Genomic DNA, 19,091 nt, shown 5'->3' with positions numbered 1-19,091 from the left:
TCGCTTCCTCCCTGTTACCGCAACGTGCCGACCGCTCGGGCCATAGTGCCAACCGGCCCGCAGCGTGTCACGCGAGGGAGTCTAAGGGCTGGGGGGCGCTCACAGGCGCCGGATGAGAGGCACCTCGCACCACGAAGTGACACGAAACCTCCCCCCGCGTGCCCACCCGCACATCCGACCGTACGCACGACCTTCGCGGGACTTCCACGGGACGGGTGTTTCCCCTGTGCGCCACCTGTGCGGACGGAACCCGGTCGGGTGGGGCCTGCGAAGGAGGTGAAGGCGGTGAGGGCGCCGGGCGGTTCATCGGCGGAAGTCGTCGAGAGGATGCGGCGCCCGGCGCAGATCGGGCAGAAGGGGTACGAACCGGTCCCACCGCTCGATCGCGCACCCGTCGCTGCGGTCGAAGACCGCGTCCACCGGCCGACCGGCCCAGCGCCCGGTGACACGGGCGGTGGCGGGACCGCCGTACCGCATGGTGCAGACCCCGTCGGCGGGCGCGGGCGCGAAGGGGTCCCGCCCCCAGCGGGTGTTCCGCTCCACGGCACGGCAGGCGCCGCCCGCGTCCGGATGGCTGCCGTGCCCGGGACCCGGCCGGCACACCACCTCGAAGGTCCCGTCGGCGCCACCGCCGGCGCGCCGAACGGTCACGACGAGACGGTCGCCGCGGAGATCCTGGACCCGGTCCTCGTCACGGACGGGCGGCGGCGCGGCGTACGCGGCACCGGCGCCCGAGGGCGCGGCCGGCCCGGCGCCGACGACGACGGCGGTGGCGGCGACGCCGGCCGCATACATGCTGACGAGAACCCGGCGCACCGGGACGACCTGGAACATGCCCTGCCCAACGCGACACGGCCGACGACGTTGCGCCCGGGCAAGTGCTTTGCCCTGCGGCCCGCCTGCCTAGTACCGTGGACGTCGATTGGTGACACCCCGCTCGACTGTGTCATCATCTGCACGCACCACTCGCACGCACGCGAGCGGTTGTGCGGGAGGCGTCGCCTAGTCCGGTCTATGGCGCCGCACTGCTAATGCGGTTTGGGCCTTAAAGCCCATCGAGGGTTCAAATCCCTCCGCCTCCGCGCGATACACCGAAGCCCCGGTCCGTGAGGACCGGGGCTTCGTCGTTCCCACGCATGATCACCGACACCCGCTCAAACGGCGTTTCCGCAGCTCACAAGGGGTGCGGCAAACGGATTTCACATGTCGGCGGCAGTCATGTAATGTTCTTCCTGTCGCCGCGAGCGGGCCGCAAGGGCCGGAAGCGAAGACAAGAAAAACCGAATAACACGCACTCGTAGCTTAACGGATAGAGCATCTGACTACGGATCAGAAGGTTGCAGGTTCGAATCCTGCCGAGTGCACAGTGACAAGAGGCCCCGGAGAGATCCGGGGCCTCTTGCGTTTCAGGGGCGCGGCACGGGAGGGGAACTCGTGAAGATCAAGACCGGCAGAGTGGCACTCACGGCCATGGTCCTTATGGCACTGGTGGGATGCGAGCGTGGGCGGGCCGAGGGATCAGAGAACTCGACATCTCCGGCTTCAGGCGCACAGTCGTCGACGCAAGCCGGTCTCTCTCCTGAGGATCTGCAGAGCCGATGGTGGACGTGGGCGCTGTCGGAACCTGTGGGCACCAACCCGGTCGCTGACGAGGACGGCAGCGATTGTGAGCGTAACCAGCCGTCAGACGTGTGGTTTCTGGCGGGCACCTTCGGCACTCAGGCCAAGCGCACGTGCAGCGTCCCCGAAGGGGTCCCCGTCGCGTTTCCCCTGGTGAACCTGATGGGTGAGCCGACGGACTGCGCGATCTTCATGAACTCGGCCAACGGGTCCGCCGTCCTGGACGGCGAGGAGGTCGACTCGGAGACCAGCCTAGGAGAGTCGATCTCCGTGCAGAGCGTCGCCCTCAACCCCGTCACAGGCACGGACGGGCGCTTCACGACCACCGGGTGCGGCCTCTGGGTCCAGTTGCCCCCACTGAAGCCCGGGAACCACACCCTGACTATTCGTGGTCGGGCACAGGACTTCGCGGTTGATGTGGACTACTCCTTGACCGTGGGTGCCGCGTAGGCGAACGACGCGCAGGGGAAGCCGAGTTCCGAAGACGCCGAGGCGTTGATTGCCATGCTCTCTGCCCGCGTCGAGGTGAAGCGAGGTATGACCGAGCGGGAACTCGACCAGGTCGAGGAGCGCTGGGGGTTCCGCTTCGCGCCGGAGCATCGGACCCTGCTGGGGGCAGGGCTACCTACGGGGAGCAGTCGTTGGCCCGATTGGCGGGACGGCGAGCCGGAGGACCTGGCGGAGCGGTTGGCCTGGCCGGTGCACGGGGTGCTGTTCGACGTGGAGCACAACGGCTTCTGGCATCCGGACTGGGAGCCGCGGCCGACGGTCACTCAGGATGCCTTGGAAGTGGCGCGCACGTACTTGACCAAGGTCCCGGTCATGGTGCCGATTTACTCGCACCGCTACCTGCTGGCCGATCCAGACCGCACCGGTACCCCTGTGCTGTCGATGTACCAGACGGACATCATTTACTACGGCTCCGATCTGGTCGACTACTTCCACCACGAGTTCGGTCGCCCTGTGCCGACACGCGAAGACCATCAGTACGCCGCGATCCCTTTCTGGTCCTACTTCCTCGACTGAACGGCCCCGGCTCAGGACCAAGAGGCTGCGGGAGTGTCACCGCGTCCACACCCGCTGGAACTCTTCGGCCGGGATGGCTTCCAGCGGGTCTTCGTCCGGGTCGATCGCCTGGTCTGTCAGGAAGCCGTGCTCATCCTCCAGGTGCTCCCAGTTGTACTGGTGGAGTCGGCCGGCCGGAGTCAGCTCGGCTTGCTTGACGGCCACCAACTTGCCGCGGTCGGCCACGGCCTCGAACCACCACAGACCACCCTCCTCGTCGACGTGGCGGAAGTGGTGCCTCAGGATGGCGTTCTCATCGAGTGCTCGGAAGTACGCCACGGTCTCTGCTCTGATGCGCTCCGGGTCGACCACGGGACCATCGTGCCGGCGAGCAGGCCAAGCCCTGGAAGCAGGTCGGCCTGCCTCGTAGCCGCCGGCGGTGGCCCGTGACCTGCCGCCCCTGGCTGAGCTGCCATGTCCGTGACATGGCTAGGATTGATCAGCTTTGGGGTTCGAGGGGGGAAACGATGATGGTGCGATGGAGATCGCTCGCCTTCGTGGGTGTGGTCGCCGCGCTGGCGCCGTTGGTTGTGGGTGGGGCTTCCGCGCAGGCCGCTTCGGGGTCGTTGGCCGTCACCACGCTGGGGCGGCAGGGTGGCAAGGTCGCGACGACGGTCACGGTCGTCGCCGTTTCGTCCGGGCGGACGTACACGGTCAAGTCCGGTAAGCGGATCAGCCTGCCGGCGGGGCAGTACATCGCGATGGCCGACATCAGTGAGAGCACCAAGGATGGTTTCGGCATCGACACCCTTGGCGCGAAGGTCGTCAAGGTGGCGGGCAGCACCTCGGTGACGCTCGACGCGCGCAAGGGCAAGGCCGTCAAGGTGGGCCTCGACGCGCCCGCCGACGTGATCGGGCCGCCGCGGATCAGTGCGCAGGTGTGCGCCGCCAGCGTCAGTGACATGCCCTCCGCCTACAGCGTGGGCGCGTGGAACGACGCGGGGTCCCTCTACGTCATCCCGAACTCCTCCAAGCTGCTTCAGTTCGGGTACCTGGCGCAGTGGTCGGGTGACGACAGCTACATCGCCGTGAAGAAGACCACCGGCATCCCGGCCACGCCCGGTGGGACGTTCAAGCGGGCGAACATGGCGACCGTGCGCTTCTCGGTGCGCGGCGGTACGCAGATGGCCCGTCAGAACGGCGTCGCGCTCCAGGCACGGCCGAAGACCGACGACTGCACGAGCGACCTGATGGCCGAGGTCCACGCCGACAGCGTGCCGTACAGCGCCACCGCCCATGTGACCCCCGGGACCTGGCAGCCGCGCGACGACGTCTACGCGAGCAACGGCGACCATGTGAGCGGCGGTTTCCCGAAGGTCAGGACGCTGAAGGCGGGGCAGAGCGTCACCCAGCCGTTCGGCCGGGCCGTCTGGGGGCCGTTGCACTATCTGCCGACGGTCTGGCAGAAGTCCGTGTACTTCGTTCCGGAGGGCCTGATCGGCGACCCGGACGTCGGTGTCACCGCGACCGACCCGACGAAGGAGACGGTGGTCCTGTCCAAGGGCGGCACCACCGTCAAGAAGAAGACCCTGACCAACTGGGGCAACAGCGGCGCCGAGTTCTCCGCCCGGATCGGCTCGGCCGGCTGGTACCGCCTGACCGTGGACGCGCAGCGCCACCGGCCGGGCATCACGTTCCCCGCCGGCATGCTGTCGTCGCGCGTCACCCTCGACTGGTACTTCAAGGCCGACCCGGCCAAGTCGGCGGTCGCGCCCGTCTTCCTCACCCGCTTCCTGCCGAGTGGGCTGAACACCCGCAACCAGGCCGCGCCGAGCAGCACCACGACGGTCAACGTGAGTGCCGTGCGCGGTTCCCAGAACCCCGACACGAAGTTCACCAAGGTGACCGCCAAGTCCGTCAAGGTCTGGTCCTCCGCCGACGGCGGCAAGACCTGGAAGGCGGCGACGGTCAAGCGCTCCGGCTCGGCCTGGCAGGCGACCGTCCGCAACCCGGCGTCCGGCGCCGTCGCGCTGCGCTCCGAGGTCAAGGACGCCGCCGGGAACCGCTCGGTGCAGACGGTCTACCGGGCCTACGCCATCGGCTGAGCCCGTTCCCGCCGTCGCGGAGGAAGGGCGGTCGCGCACCCACGTGCGCGGCCGCCCTTCGTGCGTCGGCGGGCAGGTGACGACCGGGACTAGGGAGTGCCCGTCCCGTCCTGGACGCGGAGTTCGCGGCGGTAGGTGTGGGCCAGGGCCGTCGCGCGGGTGAACCAGTCGGTGAGGACCGCGATCTCGGCCGGGGTGTAGTCGGCGAAGAGGGTGTTGAGGCGGTCGTAGTACGGCTGGTAGAGGGCGTGGACGCGGGCGACCGCGGTGGGTTCGGCGGCCACGCGGACGCGGCGGCGGTCGTGGGGGTCGGGGCGGCGGGTGACGTAGCCGGCGCGTTCGAGGCGGTTGAGGATGCCGGTCACCGCGCCGGTCGTGACCTGGACCCGGGTCGCCAGTTCGCCGGCGGTCAGGAGGTGTTCGCCGGCCTGGAGGACGTAGGCGAAGCAGGTCAGGTCGGTGACGTTCAGGCCGAGGCGCTGGGCCATCTCCTGCTGGCCGACCATGCTGGCCGCGATCAGGTCGTCCATCGCCGACAGCGCTTCTACGGGAGTGGCGGCGGGGCGGGGCGGGGGTGTCATCGCGGGGACGGCTCCTGGTGAGGCTGCGGGTGCGTGGCGTGCGGCTCTTCTGTGCTGGTCCCTTGTTATCTGCTTTCTTCTTCTCTTACCTTGTAAGTAGTTTTCCATCTTCTTAGATCGTGAGGGAATCGCCATGGCGCTGTACGACGAAGGGCACACCGTCGCCGGCTGGACCGGTGTCGCCGTCGCCACCGTGGGGACCACCGTGACCGGGCTCGGCGTCTGTGCCGGGGCCGGTGCGCTGGTGGGCGGAGGGCTGGTGATCGTCGCCGTCGCCGCGCTGGTCACCTGGGGGCTGCATCTGGCCGGGTGGGGCAAGCCGCCCGGGGTGCGGCCCCGGGGCGAGTGGGGGATGCGGGTCCGGGACACGGCGGCGCGCTCCGGGCATCCGGGGTGCCTGGGCTGTCGGCTCGCCGGGCGCGGATCCGCAGGCCGGAGCGCGTTGTCAGTGCCGGCGCCTACCGTTGCGGGTGATGGCACAGGCATGGAAGAGCACCGGGCTGCGCTGGTCGGCGGAGCGGCCGGTGCTGACGTGGGCCGGGGGGCGTCGTAGCGCGCTGTCCTGGGGGAGACGCGTGGCTTTCGGGGTCGTCGAGGGGGGTGTGCGGGAGTGTGCCGGGGCTCGTGGACACATGTGTCCGCTGCGCGCGGCGGTGTCGGCGCGCAGCACCGGGGGCCGTTGCGAGGAGTGCGCGCGGCTGGACCGGGCGCACTCCGTCGCCGCGGACGGCATCGCCGACGACCCCCGGCCCTACCGCGTCTACCTGGCGTGGTTCGGGCCGGGACTGGCCAAGGTCGGGATCACGGCCGTAGAGCGCGGGTCCGCACGGCTGCTGGAGCAGGGCGCCGTCTGCTTCACCTGGCTCGGCACCGGACCGCTGATGGCCGCCCGCCGCAGCGAGGAACTGCTGCGCGCCGCCCTGGGCGTCCCCGACCGGATCCCCTACGGCGAGAAGCGCGCGGTGCGAGCCGCCCTGCCGGACCTCGAACAAGAACAAAGGGCCGCCGAGATCGCTGAGTTGCACGCGAAGGCCGTCGGACTGACCGGCTGGCCCGAGTCGTTGACCCGTGAGCCCTTCCAAGCCGTCGACCATGTGGCGGTGTTCGGGCTCGACCACGCCCCCGCCGCCCGCGGCGAGGTGACCGAGCTGGTCGCCGGGGGCGCCGTCAGTGGGGAGTTGGTGGCTGCCGCCGGCCCCGATCTGCATCTGGCGACCGGCAACCGGGTCGTCGTCCTGGACACGCGCCTGCTGAGCGGGTGGGACCTGGTGCCAGCCACTGATGAGGGGGAAGTGCGGGTGCCCATAAGAGAGTTCAAGACCGCCGCGCCCCTTCAGGACGGGCTGTTCTGAGGGCGCGAGCCATGAGGCCGAATCATGAAGGCCGAATCATGAGGCCGAGCCCTGAGATCGAGACAGCGCTTACCCGGAAGACCCTCCCAGGTCCTTCCAGGTCCTCCCAGTCCCTCCCTGAGAGATCCCTGTGTACTTCTCAGGGAAATCACAGACTGGTGAAAGCGTGTTCTCAGAGCGCCCCGACATGGTGTCCCCCATGACCACGACCTCGCCCCAGGGGCGCACCGAACTGCTGAGGCCGGACGGGAGCCCCGTCCGCGTGCTTGTGGTGGACGACGAGTTGTCGATCACCGAACTGCTCTCCATGGCCCTGCGCTACGAAGGATGGCAGATCAGGAGTGCCGGGGACGGCACGGGCGCCCTCCAGACCGCCCGGGAGTTCCGGCCCGACGCCGTCGTCCTCGACATGATGCTGCCCGACATGGACGGGCTGACCGTCCTCGGCCGGCTGCGGCGCGAGCTGCCGGACGTCCCGGTGCTGTTCCTGACCGCCAAGGACGCCGTCGAGGACCGTATCGCCGGTCTCACCGCCGGCGGCGACGACTACGTCACCAAGCCGTTCAGCCTCGAAGAGGTCGTGGCCCGGCTGCGGGGGCTCATCCGCCGCTCCGGTGCCGCCGACCGGCGCTCCGACTCGATGCTGGTCGTCGGCGACCTCACCCTCGACGAGGACAGCCACGAGGTCTCGCGGGCCGGGGACAACATCCATCTCACCGCCACGGAGTTCGAGCTGCTGCGCTTCCTGATGCGCAACCCGCGGCGCGTGCTCAGCAAGGCGCAGATCCTCGACCGCGTGTGGTCCTACGACTTCGGCGGCCAGGCCAATGTCGTCGAGCTGTACATCTCCTACCTGCGGCGCAAGATCGACGCCGGCCGGGAGCCGATGATCCACACGCGGCGCGGCGCCGGATACCTGATCAAGCCCGCGGCCTCATGAGCGGGCGACGGCGACCACAACCACAACCAGGACCGCGACGCCAACCGCGACAGCGCCCGCGTCCGCGGAAGACCCGGCCGGGACAGCCGCGCACCCTGCGGGCCCGGCTCGTCGTCGCGTCCGTGGTGCTGATCGCCGTCGTATGCGCCGTGATCGGCACGGTGACGACGCTCGCGCTGCGCTCCCATCTGTACGAGCAGCTCGACGGCCGGCTCAGGGAGGTCGCCGCGCGGGTCGCGCCCCGCGACTTCGGGGGGCCGCCCGACCAGCCCAAGAACGGCATCACCGGACCGGACCAGCAGCTCACGGCCCAGGAGACCGACCTCGCGGCGTTCGTCACCAAGGGCCCCCAGCCGACCGGCACGATCGCCGCCAAGGTCGTGAACGGCACCGTCACCAGCGCCGAGCGCGGTGTGGCGCCCCAGGCCGCGAAGAACTACGAGATGGACCACAAGCCGCTCACCGAGGACCAGACCGAGGTGCTCAACTCCGTCTCCCAGGACGGCGGCGAGCACACCGTGGACCTGCCCGGACTGGGCGGATACCGCGTCGTCTACTCCAGCAACGACGACTCCGCGTACTACGTGGCCATCCCCACCACCGACGCCGACAACACGATCAACACCCTGATCCTCGTCGAGCTGAGCGTCACCGCCGCCGGACTGGTCGCCGCCGGGATCGCCGGCACGGTGATCGTCGGCGTCGCCACCCGCCCGCTGCGCAAGGTCGCCGCGACGGCCACCCGGGTCTCCGAACTGCCCCTGCACACCGGCGAGGTCAACCTCAGCGAGCGCGTGCCGGAGGCGGAGTGCGATCCGCACACCGAGGTCGGCCAGGTCGGCGCCGCCCTCAACCGCATGCTGAACCACGTCCACGGCGCCCTGCACTCCCGCCAGGAGAGCGAGATGCGGGTACGCCGCTTCGTCGCGGACGCCAGCCACGAACTGCGCACCCCCCTCGCCTCCATCCGCGGATACGCCGAACTGACCCGGCGCGGCCGTGAGGAGGTCGGGCCCGACACCCGGCACGCGCTCGGCCGTATCGAGTCCGAGGCCGGCCGGATGACCCTGCTCGTCGAGGACCTGCTGCTGCTCGCCCGCCTCGACGCGGGCCGCCCGCTCCGGTTCGAGCAGACCGACCTCGTCCCGCTGGTCATCGACACCGTCAGCGACGCCCGCGCCGCCGGACGGGAGCACGTCTGGCGCCTCGACCTCCCCGACGAACCCGCCCTGGTGTCCGCCGACTCGGCGCGGCTCCAGCAGGTGCTCGTCAACACGCTGGCCAACGCCCGCACGCACACCCCGCCCGGTACGACGGTCACCGCGCGCGTGCGGCGGGACGGGCCGTGGCTGTGCGTCGACGTCCAGGACGACGGTCAGGGCATCCCGCCCGACCTGCTCCCGCACGTCTTCGAACGGTTCGCCCGCGGCGACTCCTCGCGCTCCCGCGCCTCCGGCTCGACCGGCCTCGGCCTCGCCATCGTGCAGGCCGTCGCGACCGCGCACGGCGGCGCCGTGACCGTGGACAGCGCGCCCGGACGTACCGTGTTCACCGTGCATCTGCCCGCGCTCGGGCCCGCCGTGCTCCGCCCGGCGCCCGAAACGAACCGGCAACTCGACTCACAGGTCGGGCACAGGGCCACCACATGGGTGCGACAGGGCGCCTGAGGAGAGTCGTCGGCATGCGAACCGACTCTTCTCCCGGCACCCTGCCGGCGCGGGAGCACCTCCCGGCCGCCACAGCCGGTACGCCTGTCCTGGACGTAGTGATCCCCGTCTACAACGAGGAGAAGGACCTCCAGCCGTGCGTGCGCAGACTCCACGACCACCTGGCGCGTACGTTCCCGTACCCCTTCCGCATCACGATCGCGGACAACGCCTCCACGGACGCCACCCCGATGGTGGCGCGGCGGCTGGCGGACCGGATCCCGGAGGTGACGTCCTTCCGGCTGGAGCAGAAGGGCCGCGGCCGGGCGCTGCGGACCGTCTGGTCCGCCTCCGACGCCCCGGTCCTCGCGTACATGGACGTGGACCTGTCCACCGACCTCAACGCGCTGCTGCCGCTGGTGGCCCCGCTCATCTCCGGCCACTCCGACCTGGCGATCGGCTCCCGGCTCGCCCGTAGCTCCCGGGTGGTGCGCGGGCCGAAGCGGGAGTTCATCAGCCGGGCCTACAACCTCATCCTGCGCGGCTCGCTCCAGGCCCGCTTCTCCGACGCCCAGTGCGGCTTCAAGGCGATCCGGCGCGATGTGGCGCGGGTGCTGCTGCCGCTGGTGGAGGACACCGGCTGGTTCTTCGACACCGAGATGCTGGTGCTCGCCGAGCGGGCCGGACTGCGTATCCACGAGGTGCCGGTCGACTGGGTCGACGACCCGGACTCCACGGTGCACATCGTGAAGACGGCGACCGACGACCTGAAGGGCGTGTGGCGCGTAGGGAAGGCGCTGGCCACCGGGTCGCTGCCGCTGGACCGGCTGACCAGGCCGTTCGGCGACGATCCGCGCGACCGGGACCTCACGGACGTACCCGGCGGACTGGCCCGTCAGCTCGTCGGCTTCTGTGTCGTCGGCGGCCTCTCCACCCTGTTCTACCTGCTGCTCTACAGCGGCTTCCGGCTGTTCGGCGGCTCGCAGACCGCGAACGCGCTGGCGCTGCTGGTCTCGGCGGTCGCCAACACCGCCGCCAACCGGAGGCTGACCTTCGGCGTACGCGGCCGCAGCGGTGCCGTCCGGCACCAGGCGCAGGGGCTGGTCGTCTTCGGCATCGGCCTGGCGCTGACCAGCGGCTCGCTCGCCGCCCTCGACGCCGCGAACTCCGACCCCGCGCACTCCACCGAACTCGCCGTCCTGGTCGCGGCCAACCTCGCGGCGACCGTCCTGCGCTTCCTGCTCTTCCGGGCGTGGGTGTTCCCGGACCGACGGGAGACGACGACGTACGACGGCCCGGCCCAGGACGGCCCGGCCCACGACGGCACCACCCACGACGGCACCACCCACGCCCGCACCACCCATGACCACATCACCTTTGCCACGAAGGCGTACGGCACGCACGACACCCACGACGGCCGCGCCCTCGAAGGCACCTGGAGGGACGCCACCCTGCGCCTGCAGCAGCCGGTGCGTCCCCACGACACCGACCCGGGGGACGCCCGATGACCACCCAGCTCGACCCGACGACGACCCCGCCGCCGAAGGAGCCGAAGGACACGACCGCACCGCCGGCCGCCCCCTCCCCCGCGCCGAGTGAACCGAAGCAGCCCCCGCACCGCAGACTGTGGCGCGGCCGGCCCGAGGACCCCCGCTGGGTCCGCCCGGCCTTCCTCGCCCTGCTCGCCGCCACCCTCCTGCTCTACCTGTACAACCTGAGCGCCTCCGGCTACGCCAACTCCTTCTACTCCGCGGCCGTCCAGGCCGGCAGCCAGTCCTGGAAGGCCCTCTTCTTCGGCTCGCTGGACGCGGGCAACGCGATCACCGTCGACAAGCCCCCGGCCTCGCTGTGGCCGATGGCCCTGTCGGTACGGCTGTTCGGCCTGAACTCCTGGGCGATCCTCGTCCCCGAGGTGCTGATGGGCGTCGGCACGGTCGCCGTCGTCTACGCCTCCGTGCGCCGCCGGTTCAGCCCCGCTGCCGGTCTGATCGCGGGCGGCGTGCTCGCGCTCACCCCGGTCGCCGCGCTGATGTTCCGGTTCAACAACCCGGACGCGATGCTGGCCCTGCTGTTGGCCGTGGCCTGCTACTTCGTCGCCCGCGCGGTGGAGGACGGCCGGACCAGGTGGCTGCTGTGGGCCGGGGTCGCGATCGGTTTCGCCTTCCTCGCCAAGACGCTCCAGGCGTTCCTGATCCTGCCGCCGCTCGCGATCGTCTACGCGGTCTGCGCACCGGTCCCGGTCAGGAAGCGCCTCGGCCAGCTCGCGGCCGCCACCGGTGCGCTGATCGTGGCCGGCGGCTGGTGGGTCGCGATCGTCGAGCTGTGGCCCGCGTCCTCCCGCCCCTACATCGGCGGCTCCCAGAACAACTCCTTCCTCGAACTGACCTTCGGCTACAACGGTCTCGGCCGTCTCAACGGCGAGGAGACGGGCAGCGTCGGCGGGGGCGGCGGCGGTGGCAACACCGGGCAGTGGGGCGAGACCGGCTGGGACCGGATGTTCAACTCCGAGATCGGCGGCCAGATCTCCTGGCTGCTGCCGGCCGCGCTGGTCCTGCTGATCGCCGGACTGGTCGCGACCCGGAAGTACGGCCGCACCTCGGCCACCCGCGGGCTGCTGCTGGTGTGGGGCGGCTCGCTGCTGATCACCATGGTCGTCTTCAGCTACATGGCGGGCATCTTCCACCAGTACTACACCGTGGCCCTCGCCCCCTATCTGGCGGCGGTGATCGGCATGGGCGCCGGTCTGCTGTGGGAGCGGCGGTCCGAGCTGTGGGCCTCGATCAGCCTCGCGGCCTCGGTCGTCGCGGCGGCCTCCTGGTCGTACGTCCTGCTCAACCGCACCCCCGACTACCTGCCCTGGCTGAAGTGGCTGGTCCTGGTCGGCGGCCTGGTCGCCGCGCTCGGCCTGATCTTCGCGGGCCGGATCACGCGCACCCTCGCCCTCGCGGCGGCCTCCCTCGGCCTGGTGGCCGCGCTGGCCGGTCCGACGGCGTACACCGTCAGCACGCTCCAGGAGGGCCACACCGGGTCCATCGTGACGGCGGGCCCGGCGGGCGCGTCCATGATGGGCGGCGGACGTCCGGGCGGCGGCGGCCCCGGTGGCGGAGGCGGCGGTGGCATGCCGGGCGGCTTCGGCGGCCAGCAGGGCCAGGGCCAGGGCCAGGGCCAGGGCCAGCCGGGCCAGAACCAGCAGGGCGGCGGCAACGGCTTCCCGGGCGGCGGCATGCCGGGCCAGAACCAGGGCCAGGGTCAGGGGCAGGGCCAAAACCAAGGCCAAGGCCAGGGCCAGCAGACCGGCCCCGGTGGACAACTCGGTGAAGGCGCCGGAGGCATGGGCGGCGGCGGAGGCGGCGGCGCAGGCGGCCTGCTGAACGGCGCCGACGTCTCCACCGAGGCCCGGAAGCTGCTGACCACCGACGCCGACGACTACACCTGGGCGGCCGCCGCGGTCGGCTCGCAGAACGCCGCGAGCTACCAACTCTCCACCGGCGAGCCCGTGATGGCGATCGGTGGCTTCAACGGCACCGACCCGTCACCGACGTTGGCCCAGTTCAAGGAGTACGTGGCCGAGGGCAAGGTCCACTACTTCATCTCCAGCGGCACCGGAGGCGGCATGGGCGGCGGCATGGGCGGGGACGGCACGTCCTCGCAGATCAGCACCTGGGTCCAGGAGAACTTCAAGGAGGTGACGGTGGGTTCGGCCACCTTCTACGACCTGACCCAGGAGACGAGCGGCTGACGCGGGCGAACCCCGGCGCGCCTGGCACTGTTCCCTCGGGACCTTTAGGACCCTCAGGACCCTCAGTCCTGCGCCAGCCGCGCCGGGAAGCCCCCGGTCGCCACCGGACCCCACCGCTCCGGTGTGACACGGATGATCGACTTGCCCTGCTTGACCATGGCGGCCCGGTACTCGTCCCAGTCGGGGTGCTCGCCCGCGATGTTCCGGTAGTACTCCACGAGGGGCTCCACGGAGTCGGGGGAGTCGATCACCTCGGCCGTGCCGTCGATCTGGACCCACGGCCCGTCCCACTCGTCGCTCAGCACGAGGACGCTGACCCGCTCGTCACGCTTGGCGTTGCGGGTCTTGGCGCGCTCCGGGTAGGTGGAGACGACGATCCGGCCCGAGTCGTCGACCCCGCAGGTCAGCGGCGACCCCTGGGGGCCGCCGTTGCCCCGCCGGGTCAGCAGGATCGCGCGGTGCCGGGGACGGACGAAGTCCAGCAACTCGGCGAGCGTGACGGAGGTGTTGGTCGCGATGTTCGGTGCCATGGGGCCAGCGTAGGCGGGTTCCGCCCCGGGGGCTGGCGGAGACGGGCGGGCGGGTGGCGGGGCGCCCACAGCACCCCGCCACCCGCCCGTCGCCCGGCGAACCGCTACTCCTCCTGGTGGGCCAGCTCGATGTCGTGCCCGTCCGTCCCGTCCCCGGCGACGGTCAGCGCGGTGGCCACCGGCGGATAGCCGCTCGCGGTCACCGTGTACGCGCCGGCGTCCAGGTCGGCGAAGGCGTACGCCCCGTCCGGGCCCGTCGTCGCCGTGCCGACCACGTCGCCCGCCGCGTCCACGAGCGTCACCCGCGCGTCGGCCAGCGGACCGTGCGGCGCCCGTACGACACCCTGGAGCCGGGCGCCCGCCTCCAGGGCGACCTCCACCCGGGTCACGCCGGTCCCGCCGATCTCCACGGGGAGCGCGCGCGGCCGGAACCCGGGCGCGTCGACCGCGACCGTCACGGCACCCGGCACCAGCTCCGCGAAGCCGAACTCGCCCCGCTCACCGGTGGTCCCGGTGGCCAGCAGCTCGCCGCGCGCATCGGTGACGACCACCAGGGCGTCCTTGACGGCATCGCCGGACCCGCCGGCCAGGACGGTCCCGTTCAGCCCGCCGGTCCCGCTGAGCAGGACGTCGTGGGCGACCGGTTCGCCGTTCACCACGATCGTGGACGCGTGCGGCCGGAACCCGTCCGCGGAGGCGATCAGGACGTACGACCCCGCCCCGGGCGCGTCCAGCGCGTAGGCGCCGTCGGGCCGGGCGACCGAGCGGCCGAGCTGGCGGCCGGCCGGGGAGATCAGGGTGACGGCGGCCTGCGGGACGGGAGCGTCCTCCGCGCCACGGACATGACCGTGCACCCGGATGCCCGTACCGGCCTCGACGGCGGGCGCGGACACCTCGTCGGGATCCTCGGCAGGAGCGCCGGCACCGACTTCGGCACCGACTTCGGCACGGGCCTCGCCACGGATCTCGGCAGCGGCGTCGGCCGGTACCGCCGTCACCGGCTCCTCCGCCGCCTGCGCCATCGCGCCCGCCGTCCGCAGCGGGACCTCCTTGATGAACAGGGTGATCAGGAAGGCGAGCAGCGCCATCACGGCGGCGATCAGGAAGACGTCCGCGATGCCGTGGCCGTACGCGCTCTCCATGACCGTGCGCAGCGGCGCGGGCAGCTTGTCCATGTCCGGGATCTCGCTGGAGGCGCCGGAGCCGGAGGCGAGGGAGGCGTACTTCGGGCCGAGGCCCGCGATGCCGTCCCGGGCGTAGTCGGTGATCCGGTTCGCCATCACGGCGCCCAGCGCGGAGACGCCGATCGCACCGCCGAGGGAGCGGAAGAAGGTGACCGTGGAGCTGGCCGCGCCGAGGTCGGAGGGGTCGACCTGGTTCTGCGTGGACAGCACCAGGTTCTGCATCATCATGCCGACGCCGAGCCCGAGCAGCGCCATGAAGACGGCGGTCTTCCAGTACGGCGTGTCGTAGCGGATCGTGCCCAGCAGGCCGAGGCCCGCCGTGACCAGCACACCGCCGCCGACCAGCCACGCCTTCCACTTGCCCGTGCGGGTGATGAGCTGCCCGGAGACGGTGGAGGAGACGAACAGTCCGCCGATCATCGGGATGGTCAGCACGCCGGACATGGTCGGCGACTTGTCCCGGGCGAGCTGGAAGTACTGCGCGAAGAACACCGTGCCGGAGAACATCGCGACGCCCACGAACATCGAGGCGACCGAGGAGAGCGTGATGGTGCGGTTGCGGAACAGCCGCAGCGGGATGATCGGCTCGGCGGCCCTCGACTCGACGAGCACGAAGACCAGCGCGAGGACGACGGACCCGGCGACCATCGCGTACGTCTGCCAGGACAGCCAGTCGTACTTGTCACCGGCGAAGGTGACCCAGACCAGCAGCAGCGAGACCGCGGCCGAGATGAAGAACGCGCCGGCCCAGTCGACCTTCACGTCCCGCTTCACGACCGGCAGGTGCAGGGTCTTCTGGAGCACGATCAGCGCGATCACCGCGAAGGGCACGCCGACGTAGAAGCACCAGCGCCAGCCCAGCCAGTCGGTGTCCGTGATGACACCGCCGAGCAGCGGGCCGCCGACGGTGGCCACGGCGAAGGTCGCGCCGAGGTAGCCGGAGTAACGGCCGCGCTCGCGCGGGGAGATCATCGCCGCCATCACGATCTGCGCGAGGGCGGACAGACCGCCGACGCCGATGCCCTGCACGACACGGCAGGCGATCAGCATGCCGGCGTTCTGCGACAGACCGGCCGCCATCGAGCCCAGTACATAGATGACGAGGGCGAGCTGGACGAGCGCCTTCTTGTTGTAGAGGTCGGCGAGCTTGCCCCACAGCGGGGTGGCCGCGGTCATCGCCAGCAGGGTGGAGGTGACGACCCAGGTGTAGGCGGACTGGCCGCCGCCGAGGTCGCCGATGATCTCCGGGAGGGCGTTCGAGACGATCGTGGACGACAGGATCGCCACGAACATCCCGAGCAGCAGCCCGGAGAGCGCCTCCATGATCTGCCGGTGGGTCATGGGGCCGTGCTCGGAGCCGCCCCCGTGCCTGGCATGGGCCCGCACACCGGCTGGTGTGGTCGTTGCCATGGGTTTCCTTCTCTTATGTGGTCGCGGGTGTACGGGTGGTCGGTTCTTCGGAAGCGACGGTCGACGGCGGTGACGGCGTCGTCTGCGCCGACGGATGCCGGTGCGGTGTCCCGCGGCAGTCGTCGAAGTCCGCTCTGAGCCGGGCCATCAGCCGGGTGAGCTGGACGACCTCGTCGTCGGTCCAGTCGGCGAGGCGCTCGGCGAGCATGCGGGTGGTGCGCCGGGAGAGTTCGTCGAGCTGCGCGTGCCCCGAGGGGGTCAGGCGCAGGATGCGGGAACGCTTGTCGGCCGGGTCGGGCGACCGCTCGATCCAGCCGCGTTCGGCGACATGGGCGACATGGCGGCTGGTGACCGACAGATCCACGGCGAGCAGTTCGGAGAGACTGCTGATGCGCATGGCGCCGTGCTGGTGGAGCAGCGTCAGCACGGCCGCGGAGCCGCCGGGGCACTCGGGCGGCATGATCCGCCCCAGCTCCCGCTTCACGGCGCCGAAGGCGCTGAACTGACGGATCAGCTCCTCGTACTGCGTCTGCCCGGCCACCACACCTCCCGTTTATCGTTGCTTAGGGCAACCATAGACCTCGTTTGGTTGCTACAGGCAAATAAAACGGGGGGGAGCGCCGCAAAAAGTTGGCAAAGGCAAGTAGGGCGAGGGCAATGCCCACCCGATGCACACCCCCCGCTTGGGGCGGGGCGGCCGTTTTCGCTAGTGTCTCGGCCCATGGCGAACAACCAGGGCCCCCAGGGCAACTACGACCCCGCAGGCAGCACCCAGATGTTCCGCGCGTTCGTCGACGAGGGCGCGCCCCAGGCCTCCCGTCAGGCCCCCGCGCCGGCCGGTCCCCGTGTCGGTCTCATCGTCGGCGTCGCCGCCGCGGTGCTGATCGTCGTCGCGGTCGCCTGGCTGGCGCTCGCGTAACACCGACGCCGGCGGCCCGGCCGCCGGCGCTCACTCCCACCGGACGGACACCTCCCGCGTCTCGACGTGCATGCCCAGCGGGACGCGCCAGGAGTCGACGCACACCGTCCACGTCCGCCGCTTCCGGGCGCCGGGGGCGATCGGCGTGGGCAGGAGCACGGTCGAGTCGACCGTGGCCCAGTCGATCCCGAGCGCGCCGATCACATGTGTGCCGAACGCGACGGTTCCCGAACGCACCGGGGTGCCGGTGGTCAGCGCGGCCGGTGCCGGTGCCGGTGCAGGCGGCCGGGACGGTACGGGGCTCTGTGCGGGCCCCGGTTCGGTCATGGGCGGTACCGAGGGTGCCGGAGTGCCCGAGGGTGCGGCAGGGGCCGTCGTGGAGCCGGGAACGGTGGCTGCGGCCGAGGTACCGGACGGTGGCGGGGCGCCGGCCGGTCGCGGACTGCCCTTCCCGGCGGGGGAGTTGGGCGAGGAGTCCGGTGACGGCGAGCCGTCCAGCGGTATGAGCCGCACCCCTCCTGTCGGGGCCGTGTCCACGCCGGTCGTGGCACCGCCGCCGGCCGGGCCGACCGCCGCGAAGCCGCCGCCCGGGCCGCCGTCTCCCCCGCAGCCGCCCAGCACGACCCCCGTACACACGACGGCGGCCGCCGACGCGCCCCACAGGGCGCCTCGACGGCCACGGGGCCGTGTCCGGTCCGCTCGTTCCGAAGGCTGGTGCTCCGAAGGCTTCGGCATCGCGTCAGTGTCACTGACGGACCGTCAAGAAGGAAGCCCCGGTGCCCCGCCGGCCGGATCGGCGGTCAGTCGGCGATGAGTCCGTCCCGAAGCTGGGCCAGGGTCCGGGTGAGCAGCCGGGAGACGTGCATCTGGGAGATGCCGACCTCCTCGCCGATCTGCGACTGGGTCATGTTCGCGAAGAAGCGCAGCATGATGATGCGGCGCTCGCGGGGCGGCAGCTTGGCCAGCAGCGGCTTCAGCGACTCGCGGTACTCCACGCCCTCCAGCGCCGTGTCCTCGTAGCCGAGGCGGTCGGCCAGGGAGCCCTCGCCGCCGTCGTCCTCGGGGGCCGGGGAGTCCAGCGAGGAGGCCGTGTACGCGTTGCCGACGGCGAGGCCGTCGACCACGTCCTCCTCGGACACGCCCAGGACCGCGGCCAGTTCGGCCACCGTCGGGGAGCGGTCCAGCTTCTGGGACAGCTCGTCGCTGGCCTTGGTGAGGGCGAGCCGCAGCTCCTGGAGGCGGCGCGGGACGCGGACCGACCAGGAGGTGTCGCGGAAGAACCGCTTGATCTCGCCCACGACCGTCGGCATCGCGAACGTCGGGAACTCCACGCCGCGTTCGCAGTCGAAGCGGTCGATCGCCTTGATCAGGCCGATGGTGCCGACCTGGACGATGTCCTCCATCGGCTCGTTGCGCGAGCGGAAGCGGGCCGCCGCGTAGCGCACGAGGGGGAGGTTCAGCTCGATGAGGGTGTCTCGGACATAGACCCGCTCGGGGCTGTCCTCGTCGAGGGCGGCCAGTCGCAGGAACAGGGAGCGGGACAGGGTGCGGGTGTCGATGGCCCCCGTGGCCGGGAGAGCCGGAGCCGGCGCGGCCTCGAGGGCCGTGACGTCGTCGAGCACGTCGGGCTCGGCGGGCGCGGACTCGCTCTTCGTGAGCGTGAGCACCTTCGAGCTGCCCTGGTCTGCGGACATGCCACCCCCTTTGGGTCGCGGGACGGTCGCGGCGAACGGTCCCGTCGAGGAGAACGTCAGCCTTCACCTGAATACCGGAGCCGAAGCTCTGGCAAACGCGCTTCCGGAAGAATGTCACATGTCGGCAACACGCTGTAGTGACATGTCGACATCAGCGTGACGAATCAGCCCTGGAAAGAGGGGGTGTGACGGTTTTTCAGCGCAGTTGTGTCGGGAAGTGACGGGTTGTGTGATTCGCTCTCGACGGTGATCTCTCGCTCGTGCTTGCGATCCACCATCGGGTGACGTGACCAGAGCCGTGCGCCCTGTGCGTGCGCCCCACCTGTGCGCCGGTGCATCGGCCTGTGCCTCGGGCCGACGCGGCGA

General features: G+C 71.0%; 18 protein-coding genes and 2 tRNA genes. 12 read left to right on the top strand and 8 right to left on the bottom strand.

Annotation, left to right across the window (positions count from 1 at the left end; translation table 11 throughout):
• Positions 1 to 303: 303 nt before the first annotated feature.
• Positions 304 to 834 (bottom strand): SSI family serine proteinase inhibitor, encoded by a 531-nt coding sequence (locus AFM16_RS19370; RefSeq protein WP_078634082.1) that lies wholly within the window; start codon positions 832 to 834, stop codon positions 304 to 306.
• Between the two features lie 157 nt (positions 835 to 991).
• Here AFM16_RS19370 and AFM16_RS19365 point away from each other — a divergent pair.
• The 4 genes from AFM16_RS19365 (at position 992) to AFM16_RS19350 (ending at position 2,646) form a co-directional block, all read left to right on the top strand.
• Positions 992 to 1,082 (top strand) — tRNA-Ser (locus AFM16_RS19365).
• 209 nt (positions 1,083 to 1,291) lie between these two features.
• Positions 1,292 to 1,364 (top strand) — tRNA-Arg (locus AFM16_RS19360).
• Between the two features lie 70 nt (positions 1,365 to 1,434).
• On the top strand, positions 1,435 to 2,070 hold the full coding sequence (locus tag AFM16_RS39080) for a signal protein (RefSeq protein WP_143648397.1): 636 nt from the start codon (positions 1,435 to 1,437) through the stop codon (positions 2,068 to 2,070).
• Between the two features lie 87 nt (positions 2,071 to 2,157).
• Positions 2,158 to 2,646, top strand: coding sequence for a hypothetical protein (locus AFM16_RS19350; RefSeq protein ID WP_107419119.1), 489 nt, complete (start codon positions 2,158 to 2,160; stop codon positions 2,644 to 2,646).
• 36 nt (positions 2,647 to 2,682) lie between these two features.
• On the opposite strand, the gene AFM16_RS19345 is transcribed toward AFM16_RS19350, so the two are convergent.
• Positions 2,683 to 2,997 carry a hypothetical protein gene (locus tag AFM16_RS19345; protein ID WP_078634079.1) on the bottom strand — a complete coding sequence of 105 codons (315 nt, stop codon included), beginning with the start codon at positions 2,995 to 2,997 and terminating at the stop codon, positions 2,683 to 2,685.
• Positions 2,998 to 3,155: 158 nt separating this feature from the next.
• Here AFM16_RS19345 and AFM16_RS19340 point away from each other — a divergent pair, with 158 nt between their 5' ends.
• The gene (locus AFM16_RS19340; protein WP_143648395.1) at positions 3,156 to 4,730 is read left to right on the top strand and encodes a hypothetical protein; all 1,575 of its coding nucleotides are present in this window, start codon (positions 3,156 to 3,158) and stop codon (positions 4,728 to 4,730) included.
• Between the two features lie 89 nt (positions 4,731 to 4,819).
• Here the strand turns inward: AFM16_RS19340 and AFM16_RS19335 are convergent, their stop codons facing one another.
• The gene (locus AFM16_RS19335; RefSeq protein ID WP_078634077.1) at positions 4,820 to 5,311 is read right to left on the bottom strand and encodes a MarR family winged helix-turn-helix transcriptional regulator; all 492 of its coding nucleotides are present in this window, start codon (positions 5,309 to 5,311) and stop codon (positions 4,820 to 4,822) included.
• Positions 5,312 to 5,444: 133 nt separating this feature from the next.
• Between AFM16_RS19335 and AFM16_RS19330 the strand changes: the two genes are divergently transcribed.
• The 6 genes from AFM16_RS19330 to AFM16_RS19305 all read left to right on the top strand — a co-directional run bounded on the left by AFM16_RS19330 (position 5,445) and on the right by AFM16_RS19305 (position 12,988).
• Positions 5,445 to 5,864 carry an HGxxPAAW family protein gene (locus AFM16_RS19330; RefSeq protein WP_078634076.1) on the top strand — a complete coding sequence of 140 codons (420 nt, stop codon included), beginning with the start codon at positions 5,445 to 5,447 and terminating at the stop codon, positions 5,862 to 5,864.
• Complete coding sequence (locus tag AFM16_RS19325; RefSeq protein WP_078637021.1) at positions 5,785 to 6,663, top strand: DUF2797 domain-containing protein; 879 nt, start codon at positions 5,785 to 5,787, stop codon at positions 6,661 to 6,663. Before AFM16_RS19330 ends, AFM16_RS19325 begins: the two co-directional genes overlap by 80 nt.
• A 199-nt stretch (positions 6,664 to 6,862) precedes the next feature.
• Positions 6,863 to 7,603 carry a response regulator transcription factor gene (locus AFM16_RS19320; RefSeq protein WP_179123288.1) on the top strand — a complete coding sequence of 247 codons (741 nt, stop codon included), beginning with the start codon at positions 6,863 to 6,865 and terminating at the stop codon, positions 7,601 to 7,603.
• Positions 7,600 to 9,270, top strand: coding sequence for a sensor histidine kinase (locus AFM16_RS19315; protein WP_078634074.1), 1,671 nt, complete (start codon positions 7,600 to 7,602; stop codon positions 9,268 to 9,270). Before AFM16_RS19320 ends, AFM16_RS19315 begins: the two co-directional genes overlap by 4 nt.
• 14 nt (positions 9,271 to 9,284) lie before the next feature.
• On the top strand, positions 9,285 to 10,757 hold the full coding sequence (locus AFM16_RS19310) for a bifunctional glycosyltransferase family 2/GtrA family protein (RefSeq protein WP_107419117.1): 1,473 nt from the start codon (positions 9,285 to 9,287) through the stop codon (positions 10,755 to 10,757).
• Positions 10,754 to 12,988: an ArnT family glycosyltransferase gene (locus AFM16_RS19305; protein WP_078634073.1), complete on the top strand. Its 2,235-nt coding sequence runs from the start codon at positions 10,754 to 10,756 to the stop codon at positions 12,986 to 12,988. The genes AFM16_RS19310 and AFM16_RS19305 overlap by 4 nt, the downstream gene beginning before the upstream one ends.
• Positions 12,989 to 13,050: 62 nt before the next feature.
• Here the strand turns inward: AFM16_RS19305 and AFM16_RS19300 are convergent, their stop codons facing one another.
• The 3 genes from AFM16_RS19300 to AFM16_RS19290 form a co-directional block, all read right to left on the bottom strand.
• Positions 13,051 to 13,518, bottom strand: a complete 468-nt coding sequence (locus tag AFM16_RS19300) for a PPOX class F420-dependent oxidoreductase (protein WP_078634072.1) — start codon at positions 13,516 to 13,518, stop codon at positions 13,051 to 13,053.
• 104 nt (positions 13,519 to 13,622) lie between these two features.
• A complete protein-coding gene (locus AFM16_RS19295) occupies positions 13,623 to 16,043 on the bottom strand; it encodes an MFS transporter (protein ID WP_489433992.1) in 2,421 nt (806 codons plus the stop codon).
• Positions 16,044 to 16,125: 82 nt separating this feature from the next.
• Complete coding sequence (locus AFM16_RS19290) at positions 16,126 to 16,653, bottom strand: MarR family winged helix-turn-helix transcriptional regulator (RefSeq protein WP_030798362.1); 528 nt, start codon at positions 16,651 to 16,653, stop codon at positions 16,126 to 16,128.
• 180 nt (positions 16,654 to 16,833) lie between these two features.
• Here AFM16_RS19290 and AFM16_RS19285 point away from each other — a divergent pair, with 180 nt between their 5' ends.
• Positions 16,834 to 17,031 carry a hypothetical protein gene (locus tag AFM16_RS19285; protein ID WP_030798360.1) on the top strand — a complete coding sequence of 66 codons (198 nt, stop codon included), beginning with the start codon at positions 16,834 to 16,836 and terminating at the stop codon, positions 17,029 to 17,031.
• Positions 17,032 to 17,061: 30 nt separating this feature from the next.
• Here AFM16_RS19285 and AFM16_RS40490 read toward each other — a convergent pair whose 3' ends face one another.
• Together AFM16_RS40490 and AFM16_RS19275 are read right to left on the bottom strand one after the other, a co-directional pair.
• Complete coding sequence (locus tag AFM16_RS40490) at positions 17,062 to 17,358, bottom strand: hypothetical protein (RefSeq protein ID WP_306293476.1); 297 nt, start codon at positions 17,356 to 17,358, stop codon at positions 17,062 to 17,064.
• Positions 17,359 to 17,831: 473 nt separating this feature from the next.
• Entirely contained in the window at positions 17,832 to 18,725 is an 894-nt protein-coding gene (locus tag AFM16_RS19275; protein WP_030798356.1) for an RNA polymerase sigma factor SigF, read from the bottom strand.
• Positions 18,726 to 19,091 lie beyond the last annotated feature (366 nt).

The sequence above is a fragment of the Streptomyces antibioticus genome (genome assembly GCF_002019855.1).
GTDB lineage: Bacteria > Actinomycetota > Actinomycetes > Streptomycetales > Streptomycetaceae > Streptomyces > Streptomyces antibioticus_B.
This window is presented reverse-complemented; position numbering and strand designations above follow the sequence as displayed.

Excerpts from the sequence above, each read along its gene's own strand:
- AFM16_RS19370 (WP_078634082.1), bottom strand. The coding sequence starts at position 834 with ATGTTCCAGGTCGTCCCGGTGCGCCGGGTTCTCGTCAGCATGTATGCG.
- AFM16_RS19350 (WP_107419119.1), top strand. The coding sequence starts at position 2,158 with ATGACCGAGCGGGAACTCGACCAGGTCGAGGAGCGCTGGGGGTTCCGC.
- AFM16_RS19340 (WP_143648395.1), top strand. The coding sequence starts at position 3,156 with ATGGTGCGATGGAGATCGCTCGCCTTCGTGGGTGTGGTCGCCGCGCTG.
- AFM16_RS19335 (WP_078634077.1), bottom strand. The coding sequence starts at position 5,311 with ATGACACCCCCGCCCCGCCCCGCCGCCACTCCCGTAGAAGCGCTGTCG.
- AFM16_RS19330 (WP_078634076.1), top strand. The coding sequence starts at position 5,445 with ATGGCGCTGTACGACGAAGGGCACACCGTCGCCGGCTGGACCGGTGTC.
- AFM16_RS19325 (WP_078637021.1), top strand. The coding sequence starts at position 5,785 with ATGGCACAGGCATGGAAGAGCACCGGGCTGCGCTGGTCGGCGGAGCGG.
- AFM16_RS19320 (WP_179123288.1), top strand. The coding sequence starts at position 6,863 with ATGACCACGACCTCGCCCCAGGGGCGCACCGAACTGCTGAGGCCGGAC.
- AFM16_RS19315 (WP_078634074.1), top strand. The coding sequence starts at position 7,600 with ATGAGCGGGCGACGGCGACCACAACCACAACCAGGACCGCGACGCCAA.
- AFM16_RS19310 (WP_107419117.1), top strand. The coding sequence starts at position 9,285 with ATGCGAACCGACTCTTCTCCCGGCACCCTGCCGGCGCGGGAGCACCTC.
- AFM16_RS19305 (WP_078634073.1), top strand. The coding sequence starts at position 10,754 with ATGACCACCCAGCTCGACCCGACGACGACCCCGCCGCCGAAGGAGCCG.
- AFM16_RS19300 (WP_078634072.1), bottom strand. The coding sequence starts at position 13,518 with ATGGCACCGAACATCGCGACCAACACCTCCGTCACGCTCGCCGAGTTG.
- AFM16_RS19295 (WP_489433992.1), bottom strand. The coding sequence starts at position 16,043 with ATGACCCACCGGCAGATCATGGAGGCGCTCTCCGGGCTGCTGCTCGGG.
- AFM16_RS19285 (WP_030798360.1), top strand. The coding sequence starts at position 16,834 with ATGGCGAACAACCAGGGCCCCCAGGGCAACTACGACCCCGCAGGCAGC.
- AFM16_RS40490 (WP_306293476.1), bottom strand. The coding sequence starts at position 17,358 with ATGACCGAACCGGGGCCCGCACAGAGCCCCGTACCGTCCCGGCCGCCT.
- AFM16_RS19275 (WP_030798356.1), bottom strand. The coding sequence starts at position 18,725 with ATGTCCGCAGACCAGGGCAGCTCGAAGGTGCTCACGCTCACGAAGAGC.